The sequence below is a fragment of the Citrobacter sp. Cb028 genome, assembly GCF_030336705.1.
Taxonomy (GTDB): Bacteria; Pseudomonadota; Gammaproteobacteria; order Enterobacterales; family Enterobacteriaceae; genus Citrobacter; species Citrobacter braakii.
On the sequence record NZ_JAOWCZ010000013.1, the window covers coordinates 41,514 to 59,231 of the forward strand.

General features: G+C 53.8%; 16 protein-coding genes. 12 read left to right on the plus strand and 4 right to left on the minus strand.

All coding sequences use genetic code 11. The annotated features are described in order from the left end of the window. Positions 1-29 precede the first annotated feature (29 nt). On the minus strand, positions 30-2,450 hold the full coding sequence (plsB, locus tag OGV75_RS00240; RefSeq protein ID WP_046275043.1) for a glycerol-3-phosphate 1-O-acyltransferase PlsB: 2,421 nt from the start codon (positions 2,448-2,450) through the stop codon (positions 30-32). A gap of 171 nt (positions 2,451-2,621) precedes the next feature. Between plsB and OGV75_RS00245 the strand changes: the two genes are divergently transcribed. The 4 genes from OGV75_RS00245 (at position 2,622) to OGV75_RS00260 (ending at position 5,507) form a co-directional block, all read left to right on the plus strand. Next, complete coding sequence (locus OGV75_RS00245) at positions 2,622-2,990, plus strand: diacylglycerol kinase (protein ID WP_003826594.1); 369 nt, start codon at positions 2,622-2,624, stop codon at positions 2,988-2,990. 109 nt (positions 2,991-3,099) lie between these two features. Continuing rightward, complete coding sequence (gene lexA / locus OGV75_RS00250; protein ID WP_003826596.1) at positions 3,100-3,708, plus strand: transcriptional repressor LexA; 609 nt, start codon at positions 3,100-3,102, stop codon at positions 3,706-3,708. Between the two features lie 134 nt (positions 3,709-3,842). Continuing rightward, positions 3,843-5,162 carry an MATE family efflux transporter DinF gene (gene dinF, locus OGV75_RS00255; protein ID WP_049041229.1) on the plus strand — a complete coding sequence of 440 codons (1,320 nt, stop codon included), beginning with the start codon at positions 3,843-3,845 and terminating at the stop codon, positions 5,160-5,162. A 135-nt stretch (positions 5,163-5,297) separates the two neighbouring features. Next, a complete protein-coding gene (locus tag OGV75_RS00260) occupies positions 5,298-5,507 on the plus strand; it encodes a CsbD family protein (protein WP_019077869.1) in 210 nt (69 codons plus the stop codon). 48 nt (positions 5,508-5,555) lie between these two features. Here OGV75_RS00260 and zur read toward each other — a convergent pair whose 3' ends face one another. Continuing rightward, positions 5,556-6,074: a zinc uptake transcriptional repressor Zur gene (zur, locus tag OGV75_RS00265; protein WP_046275041.1), complete on the minus strand. Its 519-nt coding sequence runs from the start codon at positions 6,072-6,074 to the stop codon at positions 5,556-5,558. A 115-nt stretch (positions 6,075-6,189) separates the two neighbouring features. Here zur and OGV75_RS00270 point away from each other — a divergent pair, with 115 nt between their 5' ends. From OGV75_RS00270 to pspG, 3 genes are all read left to right on the plus strand, one after another. After that, positions 6,190-6,678 carry a cupin domain-containing protein gene (locus OGV75_RS00270; protein ID WP_286480242.1) on the plus strand — a complete coding sequence of 163 codons (489 nt, stop codon included), beginning with the start codon at positions 6,190-6,192 and terminating at the stop codon, positions 6,676-6,678. Between the two features lie 107 nt (positions 6,679-6,785). Beyond that, positions 6,786-7,784, plus strand: coding sequence for a tRNA dihydrouridine(20/20a) synthase DusA (gene dusA / locus OGV75_RS00275; RefSeq protein WP_286480243.1), 999 nt, complete (start codon positions 6,786-6,788; stop codon positions 7,782-7,784). A 133-nt stretch (positions 7,785-7,917) separates the two neighbouring features. Then, positions 7,918-8,160: an envelope stress response protein PspG gene (pspG, locus tag OGV75_RS00280; protein ID WP_016155352.1), complete on the plus strand. Its 243-nt coding sequence runs from the start codon at positions 7,918-7,920 to the stop codon at positions 8,158-8,160. Positions 8,161-8,392: 232 nt separating this feature from the next. On the opposite strand, the gene OGV75_RS00285 is transcribed toward pspG, so the two are convergent. Then, positions 8,393-9,376, minus strand: a complete 984-nt coding sequence (locus tag OGV75_RS00285; protein ID WP_016155445.1) for a quinone oxidoreductase — start codon at positions 9,374-9,376, stop codon at positions 8,393-8,395. Between the two features lie 64 nt (positions 9,377-9,440). Between OGV75_RS00285 and dnaB the strand changes: the two genes are divergently transcribed. The 5 genes from dnaB (at position 9,441) to OGV75_RS00310 (ending at position 14,753) form a co-directional block, all read left to right on the plus strand. Further along, the gene (dnaB, locus tag OGV75_RS00290; RefSeq protein ID WP_003826610.1) at positions 9,441-10,856 is read left to right on the plus strand and encodes a replicative DNA helicase; all 1,416 of its coding nucleotides are present in this window, start codon (positions 9,441-9,443) and stop codon (positions 10,854-10,856) included. Positions 10,857-10,903: 47 nt separating this feature from the next. Then, positions 10,904-11,983, plus strand: coding sequence for an alanine racemase (gene alr, locus OGV75_RS00295; protein ID WP_016155354.1), 1,080 nt, complete (start codon positions 10,904-10,906; stop codon positions 11,981-11,983). Positions 11,984-12,112: 129 nt separating this feature from the next. After that, positions 12,113-13,306 carry an aromatic amino acid transaminase gene (tyrB, locus tag OGV75_RS00300; protein WP_047357730.1) on the plus strand — a complete coding sequence of 398 codons (1,194 nt, stop codon included), beginning with the start codon at positions 12,113-12,115 and terminating at the stop codon, positions 13,304-13,306. 250 nt (positions 13,307-13,556) lie between these two features. Next, positions 13,557-14,270 (plus strand): acid phosphatase AphA, encoded by a 714-nt coding sequence (gene aphA / locus OGV75_RS00305; RefSeq protein ID WP_181598660.1) that lies wholly within the window; start codon positions 13,557-13,559, stop codon positions 14,268-14,270. Between the two features lie 126 nt (positions 14,271-14,396). Then, complete coding sequence (locus OGV75_RS00310) at positions 14,397-14,753, plus strand: MmcQ/YjbR family DNA-binding protein (protein ID WP_016155357.1); 357 nt, start codon at positions 14,397-14,399, stop codon at positions 14,751-14,753. A gap of 94 nt (positions 14,754-14,847) precedes the next feature. On the opposite strand, the gene uvrA is transcribed toward OGV75_RS00310, so the two are convergent. Further along, positions 14,848-17,670 (minus strand): excinuclease ABC subunit UvrA, encoded by a 2,823-nt coding sequence (uvrA, locus tag OGV75_RS00315; protein WP_016155358.1) that lies wholly within the window; start codon positions 17,668-17,670, stop codon positions 14,848-14,850. Positions 17,671-17,718: the final 48 nt, after the last annotated feature.

Sequence of the window (17,718 nt, forward strand, 5' to 3'; positions counted from 1 at the left end):
TTATACTTCAAACCATATCTGCCGCATATTTATTCGTCCTGAGCTGCACTTTCAATGGTCAGACGCACATCTGACGTGACCAGTTCGGCCAACATCTGATAGATCTTCATCGTCTCTTCCGGTTCGGCATCTCCGGTATCGCTGATGAATCCCTCGTCACGCAGCGTCAGCACCAGAGAGCTGAACACGGCTTTATCGAAGAATTCCGGCGCGTTAATGCCGTGCAGTACGGAGAGGCGTTGCGCTACGGTGCGGCTCTCTTTCTCCAGCGTGCCACGGTTGATAGACGGGTTCGCGCTCAGCAGCCAGAAGGTAATGGCGTAGCGTTGCAACGTCTCGCGAGCACCCGCCGCCAACAGCTGTAGCGTACGAGAGCGGGCCGGATTGATATGCAGTTCGTCATCATTCAGGGCGATCAGTCCCTGGCGCTGCATTTCGCTGGCCAGTTCGTCAATCACTCCGGCGAGTTCATCACGCTCCCAACGTAAGAACAGCTCTGCTTTCAGCATCGGGTACAGCGCATCAATATGCTGCTGTAGCGCGGCGCGAGAAATACGACGATGCTGAGTCACAATGGCTGCCATTAACGAAGGCAGAACCAGCATATGCGCAATGTTGTTGCGGTAATACGTCATCAATACCGCCTGCTCGCGCGGCAGAATGATGATGTCACCGATGGTGTCTTTCTCGACCTCAAACTTATTCATCTGTAAGGCATGGTCGATCAATTCACTGGCGCTCTGCGCAGGAACCGTAGCATCCGCCGCGTACGGCACGTTGCGCAGCAGACTCAGATAGCAGTCGAGCTGTTCAGTCAGTTGCTCACGGGTCAGAGAGCGCTGGCGGGAGGCCAACAGCGCGGTACAGCACAGGTTCATGGCATTGGCCGCGCCTGCGTTGTTAATGCGCACCATCAGATCGGCGGCAATGTTATTCACCGTCGGCGTCAGCCAGGCCGGGCGGATGGACTCGATAGGATCGATCGATTCACGCCACTCCGGTACATGCTGGTTGAGGTAAGTCATCAATGGCATCGGTTCGCCAAAGTTGACATAACCCTGGCCCAGATTACGCAGCTTGCTCAAGCCACGCAGCATTTGCGGCAAACTCTCTTTCTCTTTCGTCGCGCCACGCAGCTCTTTCGCGTACGTGCCTACTTCCATTACGTGCTCGTAGCCGATGTAGATGGGTACGAGGGTAATCGGACGCGTACCGCCGCGCAGCATCGCCTGAATGGTCATCGACAGCGTGCCGGTTTTCGGGTCGAGCAGACGCCCGGTACGTGAACGGCCTCCTTCGACAAAGTATTCAACCGAGTAGCCGCGGCTGAACAACTCGCCCAGGTATTCGCGGAAAACGGTGGAATAGAGCTTGTTGCCCTTGAAGGTACGACGAATAAAGAACGCGCCCAGACGACGGAAAATCGGACCTGCTGGCCAGAAGTTCAGGTTGATACCGGCAGCGATGTGCGGCGGAACCAGCCCCTGGTGGTACAGAACGTACGACAGCAGCATATAGTCCATATGGCTGCGGTGGCACGGAACATAGACGATTTCGTGCCCATCGTGCGCCAACTGACGTACACGCTCCGCATTGTGAACGTTAATCCCCTGATACAGACGGTTCCAGGTAAAGCCCAGAATACGGTCTGTCAGACGAATCATCTCGTAGGAGAAGTTGGCGGCAATCTCTTCCATCAGCGCAATGGCATTTTGCTGCGCTTTTTCGTGGGAGATTTTTTTACTGCGCGCTTCATCTTCTACCGCGCGAGCGATAGCTTTTGAGGCCAGCAGCTTATTAAACAGGTCCTGGCGGGCAGGGAGGCGCGGGCCGACTGCGGCCAGACGCTGACGAGCAAAGTGCATGCGCGCCACGCGAGCCAGCTTCTGAGCGATGATTTTATCTGTACCGTGTTCGTCCGCCATGCGACGCAGGGAGACCGACGGGGAGAAGCGGACAAAACTGTCGCGACCCAGCCAGGACACAGCAAAGAATTTCTGTACGCCGTTCAGCATGCGCAGCGGCGGATTGACCTCGCCTTTTTCACGCCCAGGCGCACGGCCAAACATCACCGAAACTGGCACCATTTGCACATCCAGGTCTGGATTGCTGCGGTGCAAGTCGAGATAGTTATGGAACAGCTTAATGGACTCTTCTTTCGGCGTGTAATAGGTGAACACGCGCGGGCCGCCGTGAATAAACACGTAGCGCGGCAGCAGAGTTCCGTCTATCTCCAGCGGTTCCAGGGGATCTGGGAGATCGTGCACCAGACATTGGGCACGCAGCGTCAGCAAGTCTGCTTTTGAATTGTACGGTAGGACGTACATAATGGGACGCGAAGTATCGAGCCCCAATTCCGGGGCAGGTTCTGCCGGAATAGACTTGCTTTTTACCAGGACGCTTAATGGTAAATTCAGTAATTTGTAGTAAATTCGTGGCCAGCCGGACATAAACGATGTAAAGCCTCTGGTTAATAATGCAAATGCGCTGCAAGGATATCAGAAAGTTTAGTGAATTTCTGGTGTATCCGGTCATACTTCGCGCTGCTTTGCCACACCCTGAAACAAACGGGGTAACGTTACAATGACATTGACGCTAATAATGTAAAAAGGTTCTTTTTGATGGCCAATAATACCACTGGATTCACCCGAATTATCAAAGCTGCAGGCTATTCCTGGAAAGGTTTTCGCGCCGCATGGATCAATGAGGCGGCATTCCGCCAGGAAAGCGTTGCCGTACTGTTGGGCGTAGCCATCGCCTGCTGGCTGGACGTCGACGCCATTACCCGCGTGCTGTTGATTGGTTCCGTGATGCTGGTGATGATCGTTGAAATCCTCAACAGTGCGATTGAGGCGGTGGTTGACCGTATTGGCTCTGAGTATCACGAACTTTCCGGTCGGGCGAAAGATATGGGCTCGGCAGCGGTATTGCTGTCTATTTTTGTCGCTCTGATCACCTGGGGCATCCTGTTGTGGTCGCATTTGCGATAAAGATTCCACAACTGCATAAATCTCCTTTTTTTTGTGCAGTTTGCGGTTCCAAAATCACCTTTAGCTGTATATACTCACAGCATAACTGTATATACACCCAGGGGGCGGAATGAAAGCGTTAACGGCCAGGCAGCAAGAGGTGTTTGATCTCATTAGGGATCACATCAGCCAGACAGGTATGCCACCGACGCGTGCGGAGATCGCGCAGCGTTTGGGGTTCCGTTCCCCAAACGCCGCTGAAGAACACCTGAAAGCGCTTGCGCGTAAAGGCGTCCTTGAAATTGTATCCGGCGCATCGCGCGGTATTCGACTGCTGCAGGAAGAAGAAGAAGGGTTACCGCTTGTCGGACGCGTAGCGGCAGGCGAGCCACTGCTGGCGCAGCAGCACATCGAAGGCCATTATCAGGTCGATCCTTCACTGTTCAAACCGAACGCCGATTTTCTGCTGCGCGTTAGCGGTATGTCGATGAAAGACATCGGTATTATGGACGGTGATTTACTGGCTGTGCATAAAACTCAGGATGTGCGTAACGGTCAGGTTGTTGTTGCCCGTATCGACGACGAAGTCACCGTTAAGCGCCTGAAAAAGCAGGGCAACAAGGTTGAGCTCCTGCCAGAAAACAGCGAATTTAAACCTATTGTTGTCGACCTGCGCGAGCAAAACTTCACTATTGAAGGGTTGGCGGTAGGCGTCATTCGTAACGGTGAATGGTTGTAATTTTCTGTTGATTCCCTGTAGGCCGGATAAGACGTTTATATCGCTATCCGGCAACTTGCCCGGTGGCGCTACGCTTACCGGGCCTACACTGCATCTTTTTTCAGTACATCTAACTTCTTCTCAGGCTCTCCTGTATGCCTTTCTTTACCTCTTCTGATAAAGCACTCTGGCACCTCGCCTTACCGATGATCTTCTCCAATATCACCGTTCCCCTGTTGGGACTGGTGGACACCGCGGTGATTGGTCATCTGGACAGTCCGGTCTATCTTGGCGGCGTTGCTGTTGGCGCCACGGCGACCAGCTTTCTCTTTATGCTGCTGCTTTTTTTGCGCATGAGTACCACCGGCCTTACCGCGCAGGCATTTGGCGCGAAAAATCCGCAGGCGCTGGCGCGCGCGTTGGTGCAGCCGCTATTGCTGGCGCTGGGCGCGGGGCTGCTTATCGCACTGTTTCGTACGCCGATTATCGATCTGGCTCTGCATATTGTCGGCGGAAGTGAGGCGGTACTGGAGCAGGCCCGACGCTTCCTGGAAATCCGCTGGTTAAGCGCACCTGCGTCGCTGGCGAATCTGGTGCTGCTCGGCTGGTTGCTTGGCGTTCAGTATGCGCGCGCGCCAGTTATCCTGTTGATTGTCGGCAATATTCTCAACATTGTGCTCGATTTATGGCTGGTAATGGGCTTGCATATGAACGTGCAGGGGGCGGCGTTGGCGACGGTGATTGCCGAATATGCCACGCTGCTGATTGGCCTGATGATGGTACGCAAAGTCCTGCATATGCGTGGAATTTCGCTGGCAATGTTGAAGCTAGCGTGGCGTGGCAACTTCCGTCGTTTGCTGGCGCTCAACCGCGACATCATGCTGCGTTCGCTGCTGCTACAGCTCTGCTTTGGGGCCATTACGGTTCTTGGCGCGCGTTTGGGAGGCGACATCATCGCGGTTAACGCCGTTCTGATGACTCTGCTGACGTTTACCGCCTACGCGCTGGATGGATTTGCCTATGCCGTGGAAGCGCATTCGGGTCAGGCCTATGGGGCGAGGGATGGCAGCCAGTTGCTTGATGTCTGGCGGGCGGCCTGTCGACAGTCCGGTATTGTGGCTATTCTGTTTTCGCTGGTTTATGCCCTGTTTGGCGAGCAGATTGTTGCGCTGCTGACCTCGCTGCCGCAAATCCAACTGTTGGCCGATCGCTATCTTTTTTGGCAGGTGGTTTTGCCGCTGGTGGGGGTATGGTGTTATCTGCTCGACGGTATGTTTATTGGAGCGACACGGGCTGCAGAAATGCGCAACAGTATGGCCGTTGCCGCAGCAGGATTCGCATTAACGCTACTGGCTTTACCGTTGCTGGGAAATCATGGTTTGTGGCTGGCGTTAACCGTTTTTCTCGCGCTGCGTGGGCTTTCCCTGGCCTTTATCTGGCGGCGTCACTGGCGTAATGGAACCTGGTTTGCCTGAGCGGATGGTTAAAAATTCCGAATAGTAAATAAAACCCAGAATCCCTGACTACACTTATTCTCACGTCCAGCAAAAACAGCATGTGTCTGGACATGGCACTCTCGCTATTCACAACCTAACGATGAGGACTTGATGATGAATAAAGACGAAGTCGGCGGTAACTGGAAGCAGTTTAAAGGTAAAGTGAAAGAGCAATGGGGCAAACTGACCGATGATGATATGACGGTCATTGAAGGTAAACGTGACCAACTGGTCGGTAAAGTCCAGGAGCGTTACGGTTACGCGAAAGATCAGGCGGAGAAAGAAGTGACCGATTGGGAAAAACGTAATGATTACCGCTGGTAATTAACCCTTCCCTCCTGAGAGTACAAGGATGTACGCTCTCCCACCCGCTTAACGCCCAACTTTCTTCTTCACCTGAATCGTATGGTCATGCTGGCATTCGCCAGGGTGACGACATGACTCAACCTCCACACAGGCCGGGCACAGTCCATGGGCTTCAATAACGTTATGTCGCAGGGCAAAACCCATTTTTGCTGCCAGCGTATGCATGATGTCTTCCACGCCTTCCGCGCACTCTTCTTTTACCACACCACAGCGGTCGCAAATGAACATTGCGGAACTGTGAGTTGGCTGATCGAACAGATGGCAAAGCACATAGCTGTTGGTGGATTCCACCTTGTGCACAAACCCTTGTTCCAGCAGAAAATCGAGCGCACGATACACGGTCGGCGGCTTGGCCTGCGGCTCGGTTTCTCGCAACAGGTCAAGTAGGTCGTAAGCGCTGATTGCGCCTTCCTGCAGGCTCATCAGGCGCAGCACTTCGAGGCGTTGTGGCGTAAGACGTACGTTGCGTTGCGCACAGAGTTTTTCAGCTTGAGTCAATAACTCCTGCGTGGTGGTTTTGTCCATTTGGCGCCTCGATTTGCGTGCAAGGTTAATCCCTTACTTTAACATGTTCTGTTTAAAACACCGAGATCCACCACGGTGTGCTATACCTGACCCATCGCAATACTGGAAAATAATCATGAAAAGACCCGATTGTATTCGTCACTGGCGTGAAGTTGAGGGGGCTGATGACTCCATCTATCCCGACAGCGATGAGCTGTTTTCCATAGGTGCGCCGCTTGCCCGCAAGCTGGGGTTAGGGCGACTCGGCATTCATCATGAGCGCCTGCCGCCGGGCCGACGCACCTCGTATCCGCACGCTGAAAGCGATGAGGAAGAGTTTATCTATGTGCTGGAAGGATATCCTGAGGCCTGGATTAACGGTTATTTATGGAAGCTGGAACCGGGCGACAGCGTCGGTTTCCCGGCGGGCACCGGCGTGTGTCACACCTTTATCAATAACACCAGTGAAGAGGTACGTCTGCTGGTCGTGGGTGAGGCGAACAAAAAATACAATCGTATTTATTATCCGCTTAATCCGGTTTATGCCGCCACGCGTGAGGATCGTTGGGTCGACCATCCGCCGCAGTTTTTTGGATCTCACGACGGAAAACCGGGGCGTAAATAGCGCTTGTCGGGGAGCAGGGAGGGGGAACCGCGAGGATGTGGCTCACTATCGTAACGGTCTATGCTATAGTAGCGCCCCTTTTTTAACCGGATGCTTGAATATTCGCCATGCTGCCTGAATCTCAGTCTACCGCTTTTCCCGCTCATCGTTTTTCTATCGCGCCGATGCTCGACTGGACGGACAGACATTGCCGCTACTTTTTGCGCTTACTGTCCAGCCAGACGCTGCTCTACACGGAGATGGTAACCACCGGCGCGATCATTCATGGTAAAGGCGATTATCTGGCGTATAGCGAAGAAGAACATCCGGTCGCTTTGCAACTGGGCGGGAGCGATCCGGCTGCGCTGGCGCAGTGCGCAAAGCTTGCTGAACAACGGGGCTATGACGAAATTAACCTCAACGTGGGTTGCCCTTCCGATCGTGTACAGAATGGAATGTTTGGTGCCTGTCTGATGGGGAATGCGCAACTGGTCGCTGATTGCGTCAAAGCGATGCGCGATGTGGTATCGATTCCGGTAACGGTGAAAACCCGTATCGGTATTGATGACCAGGACAGCTACGAATTCCTGTGCGATTTCATCAACACGGTCTCCGGTAACGGTGAATGTGAGATGTTTATCATCCACGCCCGCAAGGCCTGGTTGTCCGGGCTAAGCCCGAAAGAAAACCGCGAAATCCCACCGCTGGATTATGACCGTGTTTACCAGCTTAAGCGCGATTTTCCGCATCTGACGATGTCGATCAACGGTGGCATAAAATCGGTGGAAGAAGCGAAAATGCATCTGCAATATATGGATGGCGTGATGGTGGGGCGCGAAGCTTATCAAAACCCAGGCATTCTGGCGTCCGTTGACCGCGAGATTTTTGCTCTCACCAGCGAAGATGCCGATCCGGTCGCCGTAGTGCGTGCGATGTATCCGTATATTGAGCGTGAACTGAGTAAAGGAACCTATTTGGGGCATGTCACGCGCCATATGCTGGGACTGTTTCAGGGGATTCCTGGGGCACGGCAGTGGCGTCGCTATCTGAGCGAAAATGCGCATAAAGCCGGGGCAGATATTGAGGTCCTGGAACATGCGCTGAAGCTGGTGGCAGACAAACGTTAAGTTTTCGCCAAAAGTTAGTGAATTTCACCACGCCCTGCGCTTTGTCGCGGGGCGTTTGCTATATAAATCAATATATTAATTTTGGCATGTTTCTTGTAAAGCTGTGGAGAGTATTTCATTTCGGGAGAGAGCCATGCTGGAACTACTTTTTGTGATTGGATTTTTTATCATGTTGATGGTCACCGGCGTATCTTTGCTGGGAGTGCTGGCCGCATTGGTGGTAGCCACTGTGGTGATGTTTTTGGGCGGACTATTTGCGTTGATGATTAAACTGTTGCCCTGGCTGTTATTGGCCGTTGCCGTGGTGTGGGTTATCAAGGCGATAAAAGCGCCAAAAGTCCCACAGTATCAGCGCAATAACCGCCGATTTTACTAAGGTATTGAGCGGTGTGTCACAACCTGCAACATTGCCTTTAGAAGCAAATAGGAATTGATTATCAAATCTGTCACTATTGCCAGGTTAACGAATTCATCGAGCTGTACCCTACATACAGCCGAACTAAAAAAAGAAAGGGCTTCCTACGGGAAGCCCTAATTCTTTCTTCCCCCTTCATAATTCAAACCGCAGGTTTGTTGGCGGCTTGAATTATTTAGCGGAAATGAGGGCGTTACGGGATCAGCAAACTCGACCCCTGTGTGGCCCGGCTTTCCAGCACTTCATGAGCACGCTGCGCGTCGTGCAGTGCGAACGTCTGGCCCGGTGCGACATCCACTTTGATCACTCCGCTGGCAATCAGCGAGAAAAGCTCATTGCTGGCTTCGGTTAATTCATGGTGGTTGGTGATGTAACCCTGGAGTGAAGGGCGAGTCACGTACAGCGAACCTTTCTGATTCAGAATGCCTAAGTTAACGCCAGTCACCGGTCCGGAAGCATTACCAAAGCTGACCATGAGCCCCCGGCGCTGCAGGCAATCCAGTGAGGCTTCCCAGGTATCTTTCCCCACCGAGTCATACACCACCCGCACTTTTTTACCGCCAGTGATCTCTTTTACACGTTCTACAATGCTCTCTTCACGATAGTTAATGACCTGCCATGCGCCGGCCTGCAGCGCAATTTGCGCTTTTTGCGCATTACCGACAGTGCCAATCAGCTTCGCACCCAATGCTTTTGCCCACTGGCAGGCAATCATACCGACGCCGCCTGCTGCCGCATGGAATAAAAATGGTTCATCGGGCTGAATTTCATAGGTCTTACGCAACAGATAAAAAACGGTGAGCCCTTTAAGAAATGAGGCGGCAGCTTGTTCAAACGAGATAGCGTTGGGCAAAATAGCGGTTTTATCAGCCGGGACGTTATGCACTGAGCTGTAGGCGCCCAGGGGAGACTGAGCGTAAACCACGCGATCGCCGGCTTTAATGTGCGTCACTTTGCTACCGACTTTACTGACCACGCCTGCGGCTTCGGTACCCAGACCGCTGGGCAGAGAAGGCGGTGGATAAAGACCACTGCGGATATAGGTGTCGATATAGTTGATCCCAATCGCTTTGTTCTCGACCTGGATTTCATTTTCCGCCGGGTCTACAGGCGTAAACTCCACAGCCTTGAGTACATCAGGGCCACCATGCTTGTGAAATTCAATACGTGTTGCCATGCTTCCTCCAAAAGAAATGTGGTAATCTTTCGACCCAATCATTATCTCGGTAACTCCATTCACTATGGCAGGAAATAAACCCTTCAACAAACAACAGACTGATGCTCGTGAGCGCGATCCCCAGGTCGCCGGGCTGAAAGTACCGCCGCACTCGATTGAAGCGGAACAGTCGGTGTTGGGCGGTTTAATGCTGGATAACGAACGCTGGGACGATGTGGCCGAGCGTGTGGTGGCGGAAGATTTTTATACCCGACCGCACCGGCACATCTTCACCGAAATGCATCGCCTGCAGGAGATGGGAAAACCCATCGATCTGATCACGCTTGCAGAATCGCTGGAAGTTCAGGGGCAACTGGACAGCGTCGGCGGTTTTGCTTACCTGGCTGAGTTATCTAAAAATACGCCAAGTGCGGCGAACATTAGTGCCTATGCGGATATTGTCCGCGAACGTGCCGTTGTTCGTGACATGATTTCGGTGGCGAACGAGATCGCGGAAGCCGGGTTTGATCCGCAAGGCCGTTCCAGTGAAGATCTGCTGGACCTCGCGGAATCCCGCGTCTTTAAAATTGCTGAAAGTCGCGCCAATAAAGACGAAGGTCCGAAAAATATTACCGATGTGCTCGACGCTACCGTCGCGCGTATCGAACAGCTGTTCCAGCAGCCACACGATGGTGTCACCGGGGTCAACACCGGTTATGACGACCTCAATAAAAAGACTGCTGGTTTGCAGCCGTCAGACTTAATTATCGTCGCCGCGCGTCCGTCGATGGGTAAAACGACATTTGCAATGAACCTCGTCGAAAATGCGGCGATGCTGCAAGATAAGCCGGTTCTTATCTTTAGTCTTGAAATGCCCTCAGAACAGATCATGATGCGTTCCCTGGCCTCACTCTCACGTGTAGACCAAACCAAAATCCGTACCGGTCAACTGGATGATGAAGACTGGGCGCGAATTTCCGGAACAATGGGTATTTTGCTGGAGAAACGAAACATCTATATTGATGACTCCTCCGGCCTGACGCCAACGGAAGTGCGCTCACGTGCCCGTCGTATCGCCCGCGAACACGGTGGTATCGGACTTATCATGATCGACTACCTGCAGTTGATGCGCGTGCCGTCGCTCTCCGACAACCGTACGCTGGAAATTGCTGAAATTTCCCGCTCGCTGAAAGCGTTAGCGAAAGAACTGCATGTGCCGGTGGTGGCGCTGTCGCAGCTTAACCGCTCTCTGGAACAACGCGCCGATAAGCGTCCGGTCAACTCGGATCTGCGTGAGTCCGGCTCCATCGAGCAGGATGCCGACTTAATCATGTTTATCTATCGTGATGAGGTTTATCACGAAAACAGCGACTTGAAAGGCATCGCCGAGATCATTATCGGTAAACAGCGTAACGGCCCGATCGGTACGGTGCGCCTGACGTTTAACGGTCAGTGGTCGCGCTTCGATAACTATGCTGGCCCGCAGTACGACGACGAATAACAACACTGAATCAGGTTACTCAAGCAAATACTTATCAAGGAATACAAATGCAAGCGGCAACTGTAGTCATTAACCGCCGCGCTCTGCGACACAACCTGCAACGTCTGCGTGAACTGGCTCCAGCCAGTAAACTGGTTGCGGTCGTGAAAGCGAACGCTTACGGCCATGGTCTGTTAGAGACCGCGCGAACGCTCCCCGATGCGGACGCTTTTGGTGTCGCTCGTCTTGAAGAAGCCCTGCGGTTGCGAGCGGGAGGGATCACGCAGCCCATCCTGCTGCTGGAAGGATTTTTTGATGCTTCCGATCTGCCGACTATCTCCGCGCAGCGTCTGCATACTGCCGTCCACAACCAAGAGCAGCTTGAAGCTCTGGAAGCCGCGGTACTGGCTGAACCGGTCACCGTCTGGATGAAGCTCGACACGGGAATGCACCGCCTGGGCGTGCGTCCGGAGCAGGCCGAGGCGTTTTATCAGCGCTTGACGCAATGCGAAAACGTGCGCCAGCCGGTCAATATCGTCAGCCACTTTGCGCGCGCGGACGAGCCTGAGTGCGGCGCGACCGAAAAGCAGCTCGATATCTTCAATAGCTTTTGCGCAGGTAAACCGGGTCAGCGTTCGATCGCCGCGTCGGGTGGTATTCTGCTGTGGCCGCAGTCTCACTTCGACTGGGCGCGTCCGGGGCTGATTCTGTATGGCGTATCGCCGTTGGAAAACCACTCTATCGGTGCCGATTTTGGCTGCCAGCCGGTGATGTCGCTCACTTCCAGCCTGATTGCGGTGCGTGAACACAAAGCGGGAGAGCCGGTTGGCTATGGTGGAACCTGGCTGAGCGAGCGCGACACGCGTCTGGGCGTGGTGGCGATGGGCTATGGTGATGGTTATCCGCGCGCAGCGCCGTCTGGGACACCGGTACTGGTCAATGGCCGTGAAGTGCCGATCGTCGGTCGCGTCGCGATGGATATGATTTGCGTCGATTTAGGTCCCGAGGCGCAGGACAAAGCCGGCGATTCGGTTATCCTGTGGGGTGAAGGTCTGCCCGTTGAACGCATTGCTGAAATGACGAAAGTAAGTGCTTACGAACTTATCACGCGCCTGACCTCAAGGGTGGCAATGAAGTATATCGATTAAGTTCATGATGTGCCGGATAAGGCGGTTACGCCGCCATCCGGCAATATTCCTCTCAACATCCTCTCGATCTTCTCCCGCTTCCGGTTTATTGTGTTCTTAACCCCTGCCTGTAAACCTGGAGAACCACACGTGTTTCAAAAAGTTGACGCCTACGCCGGCGACCCGATTTTATCGCTCATGGAGCGTTTCAAAGAAGATTCACGTAGCGACAAAGTGAACCTCAGCATCGGTCTGTACTACAACGAAGACGGCATTATTCCTCAGCTTAAAGCGGTGGCAGAAGCGGAAGCCCGACTGAATGCCAAACCGCATGGCGCTTCGCTGTATCTGCCGATGGAAGGCCTGAACACTTATCGCCATACTATTGCGCCGCTGTTGTTTGGCGCAGATCATCCGGTTCTCCAGCAGCAGCGCGTCGCAACGATTCAGACGCTGGGCGGCTCCGGTGCGCTAAAGGTTGGCGCAGACTTCCTGAAACGCTATTTCCCTGATTCTGGCGTGTGGGTCAGCGATCCGACCTGGGAAAACCACATCGCGATTTTTGAAGGTGCTGGATTCGAAGTAAGTACTTACCCCTGGTATGACGACACCACCAATGGCGTGCGTGTCAACGACCTGCTGGCCACGCTGAACACCTTACCGGCGCGCAGCATCGTACTGTTGCATCCATGCTGCCATAACCCGACGGGTGCGGATTTAACCCCCGCGCAGTGGGATGGTGTCATTGAGATCCTGAAAGCTCGCGATCTGATCCCGTTCCTGGATATTGCTTACCAGGGTTTTGGCGGTGGAATGGAAGACGATGCCTATGCGATCCGCGCCATTGCCAGCGCCGGATTGCCTGCACTGGTCAGCAATTCATTCTCGAAGATTTTCTCTTTGTACGGCGAGCGTGTCGGCGGACTTTCAGTGGTCTGTGAAGACGCTGATGCCGCCAGCCGCGTTCTGGGGCAGCTAAAAGCGACGGTGCGTCGTAACTATTCCAGCCCGCCAAACTTTGGTGCGCAGGTTGTGGCCGCAGTGTTGGGTGATGACGCGCTGAAAGCCAGCTGGCTGGCGGAAGTCGAAGAGATGCGTACCCGTATTCTGGCGATGCGCCAGGCGCTGGTTAACGTATTGAATGCGGAGATCCCTGGTCGTAACTTTGATTACCTGCTGCAACAGCGCGGGATGTTCAGCTATACCGGACTCAGCGCTGCTCAGGTCGATCGCCTGCGCGATGAGTTCGGTGTGTACCTGATAGCCAGCGGTCGTATGTGCGTGGCCGGGTTAAATCACGGTAACGTGCAACGGGTGGCGAAGGCATTTGCCGCCGTCATGTAACCGGGTTTTTAGGCCTGATAAGCGTCGCGCCATCAGGCATTGTATTGCCGGATAGAGGTGTAATCACCTTATCCGGCCTACTTTCTTTCACCGTGCTATTGGTCTGTTTTCCAATGTGATCATGCTCTTTTTCCAGGACAAAACCAGAGAAAATCCTTCCTTTCCCTCCCCCTAAGGGGTAAGGTCAGATAGTTTTTTGACCAGTTGTTAATAAAAAAATGATAACTAACTGACTACTTAGGGAAAAAATATGCGCAAGTTTACGTTGGCACTGAGTGCCGTTTGTTTATTGTTCACGCTAAATCAGCCGGCCCAGGCGTTAGTTTCTTCTCCCTCTCAGCTTAATCCAGGCACCAACGTTGCAAAACTCGCTGAGCAGGCACCCATTCACTGGGTCTCCGTGGCACAAATTGAAAACAGCCTGACCGGACGCCCGCCGATGGCCGTCGGGTTTGATATCGATGACACCGTCCTCTTTTCCAGCCCAGGCTTCTGGCGCGGTCAAAAAACGTATTCTCCGAACAGTGAGGATTACCTGAAAAATCCGGCCTTCTGGGAAAAAATGAACAATGGCTGGGACGAATTCAGCATTCCGAAAGAAGTGGCGCGTCAGCTGATTGATATGCACGTGCGTCGCGGCGACAGCATCTTTTTCGTAACCGGGCGTAGCCAGACGAAGACCGAAACGGTGTCGAAAACGCTGTCCGATAACTTTCACATCCCGGCCGGCAATATGAACCCGGTCATTTTTGCCGGTGATAAGCCGGGCCAGAATACGAAAACGCAGTGGCTGCAGGATAAAAATATCCGTATGTTCTACGGCGACTCTGATAATGACATTACCGCCGCCCGAGATGTGGGTATTCGCGGCATTCGTATTTTACGCGCTTCTAACTCCACTTATAAACCGTTGCCACAGGCCGGCGCGTTTGGTGAAGAGGTGATCGTCAACTCGGAGTATTGAGGACGTTGCTTGCGGTTGTTGTTTTTTTAAACAAATTTGCGTTACCTGCTTTTACCTTTTGCGGACTTGCTGCACACTGAATAAAAGATGTTCTCATTAGGCAATATGCTGGTAAGGGGAATTAAGATGACGAATTCGGAGTTGCTGCAATACTGCATGGCAAAAATGGGCGCCGAGCAGAGCGTACACAGTGACTGGAAGGCCACACAAATCAAAGTCGAAGATGTGCTTTTTGCCATGGTAAAAGAGGTGGAAGAACGCCCGGCGGTGTCACTGAAAACCAGCCCGGAACTGGCAGAGTTGTTACGTCAGCAGCATAGCGATGTACGGCCAAGCCGGCATCTCAATAAGGCGCACTGGAGTACGGTGTATCTGGACGGCTCGCTGCCGGATTCACAAATCTACTACCTGGTAGACGCCTCTTATCAGCAGGCCGTAAACACGCTGCCGGAAGATAAACGCCGGATACTGGCGCAGTCCTGATCTGTTTTCCGAAATGAGGCGCTAGCGCCTTATCCGGCCTACAAGCAATTATGCATATTTTGTAGGCCTGATAAGCGTAGCGCCATCGGCATGATTACAACAGTGGTTTGAGGAAACGGGCCGTGTGTGAGGCTTCACACTCAGCGACCGTTTCTGGTGTGCCTGAAACCAGAATTTCCCCGCCGCCGCTGCCGCCTTCCGGACCGAGATCGACAATCCAGTCAGCGGTTTTTATCACGTCCAGATTGTGCTCAATCACTACGATGGTGTTGCCCTGATCCCGGAGCTGATGCAGCACGTCCAGCAGTTGCTGAATATCCGCAAAATGCAGACCGGTGGTCGGTTCATCGAGAATATACAGCGTTTGACCGGTACCGCGTTTGGACAGTTCACGCGCCAGCTTTACGCGCTGCGCTTCACCGCCCGAGAGCGTGGTGGCGGACTGACCCAGTCGGATGTACGTCAGACCCACGTCCATCAGCGTTTGCAGCTTACGCGCCAGCGCCGGAACGGCATCGAAGAACTCACGCGCCTCTTCAATCGTCATATCCAGCACTTCGTGGATAGTCTTGCCCTTGTACTTAATCTCCAGTGTTTCGCGGTTATAGCGCTTGCCTTTACACTGATCGCACGGCACGTAGATATCCGGTAAGAAGTGCATTTCGACTTTGATCACGCCGTCGCCCTGACAAGCTTCACAGCGTCCGCCGCGGACGTTAAAGCTGAAACGACCCGGAGTATAACCGCGCGCACGCGACTCCGGCACGCCGGCAAACAGTTCGCGCACTGGCGTAAACACGCCGGTGTAGGTTGCCGGGTTAGAGCGCGGCGTACGGCCAATCGGGCTTTGGTCAATGTCGATCACTTTGTCGAAATGTTCCAGGCCCTGAACATCACGATATGGCGCGGGTTCAGCCAGCGTGGCGCCGTTCAGCGCCGTCTGCGCAATCGGGAACAGCGTGTCGTTAATTAGCGTCGATTTACCCGAACCGGAAACACCGGTAATGCAGGTAAATAAACCAACCGGCAGCGTCAGCGTGACATCTTTCAGGTTGTTACCGCGCGCGCCGGTCAGCTTCAACACTTTTTCCGGGTCTGCCGCCACGCGCTGTTTCGGCACTTCAATCTTGCGCTTACCGCTCATGTACTGGCCGGTCAGCGACTCAGGCACGGCCATGATATCTTTTAGCGTACCTTCGGCAACCACCTGGCCGCCGTGAACGCCCGCGCCGGGGCCGATGTCGATGACGTGGTCAGCGGCGCGAATCGCGTCTTCATCGTGCTCAACCACAATGACGGTATTGCCCAGATTACGCAGGTGGATAAGCGTACCCAACAGACGCTCGTTATCGCGCTGATGCAGACCGATAGACGGTTCATCCAGCACGTACATTACGCCGACCAGACCTGCGCCGATCTGGCTTGCCAGACGAATACGCTGGGCTTCGCCGCCGGAGAGCGTTTCTGCTGAACGCGACAGCGTCAGATAGTTGAGGCCGACGTTGACCAGGAACTTCAGACGATCGCCAATCTCTTTGAGAATTTTCTCTGCAATCTTCGCTCGCTGACCCGCAAGCTTCAGGTTGTTGAAGAAATCCATGGCGTGACCGATGCTCATGTCGGAAATCGCGGGCAGCGGCGTATTTTCGACAAATACGTGGCGGGCTTCCCGGCGTAAACGCGTCCCCTCACAGCTGGCGCACGGTCGGTTGCTAATGAACTTGGCTAATTCTTCACGTACCGCGCTGGATTCCGTCTCTTTATAACGGCGCTCCATATTGTGCAATACGCCTTCGAACGGATGGCGGCGTACGGACGTATCGCCGCGATCGTTCATGTATTTAAATTCGATATTCTCTTTACCGGAACCGTACAGCACCACTTTATGCACGGCAGGGTTCAGGCTGGCCCATGGGGCTTCAACGTCGAATTTATAGTGTTCCGCCAGTGACTTAAGCATCTGGAAGTAATAGAAGTTACGGCGATCCCAGCCGCGGATAGCACCACCGGCCAGCGACAGTTCCGGATTTTGGATCACCCGGTCAGGATCGAAATACTGCTGCACGCCGAGACCGTCACAGGTCGGGCATGCACCCGCTGGGTTATTGAACGAGAACAGACGTGGTTCCAGCTCCCGCATGCTGTAGCCGCAGATCGGGCAGGCGAAGTTGGCGGAGAACAGCAACTCTTCCGCTTTCGGATCGTCCATATCGGCGACCACCGCCGTACCACCGGACAGTTCCAGCGCGGTTTCAAAGGATTCTGCCAGTCGCTGGGTGAGATCGTCGCGGACTTTAAAGCGGTCAATCACCACTTCAATAGTGTGTTTCTTTTGCAGTTCAAGCTTGGGCGGATCGGAAAGGTCGCACACTTCACCGTCGATACGGGCGCGGATATAGCCCTGGCCTGCCAGGTTTTCCAGCGTTTTAGTATGCTCGCCTTTACGCTCCTTAATCACCGGCGCCAGCAGCATCAGACGTTTGCCTTCCGGCTGCGACAGAACGTTGTCCACCATCTGGCTAACGGTCTGGGCCGCCAGGGGAACGTCGTGATCCGGGCAGCGCGGTTCGCCAACGCGGGCAAACAGCAGACGCAGATAGTCGTGAATTTCGGTAATCGTACCTACCGTGGATCGCGGGTTGTGGGATGTCGATTTTTGTTCAATTGAGATGGCGGGAGACAGCCCCTCAATGTGGTCGACATCCGGCTTTTCCATCAGCGACAGAAACTGACGCGCGTACGCGGAAAGGGATTCAACGTAACGACGCTGCCCTTCGGCATACAAGGTGTCGAAAGCGAGCGAAGATTTGCCTGAGCCCGAAAGCCCGGTGACGACAATCAGCTTGTCGCGCGGGATGACGAGGTTGATGTTTTTGAGATTATGGGTGCGGGCGCCCCGAACTTCGATCTTATCCATTCATCTTTCCCGGATTAAACGCTTTTTTGCCTGGCTGCATGGTGCTAC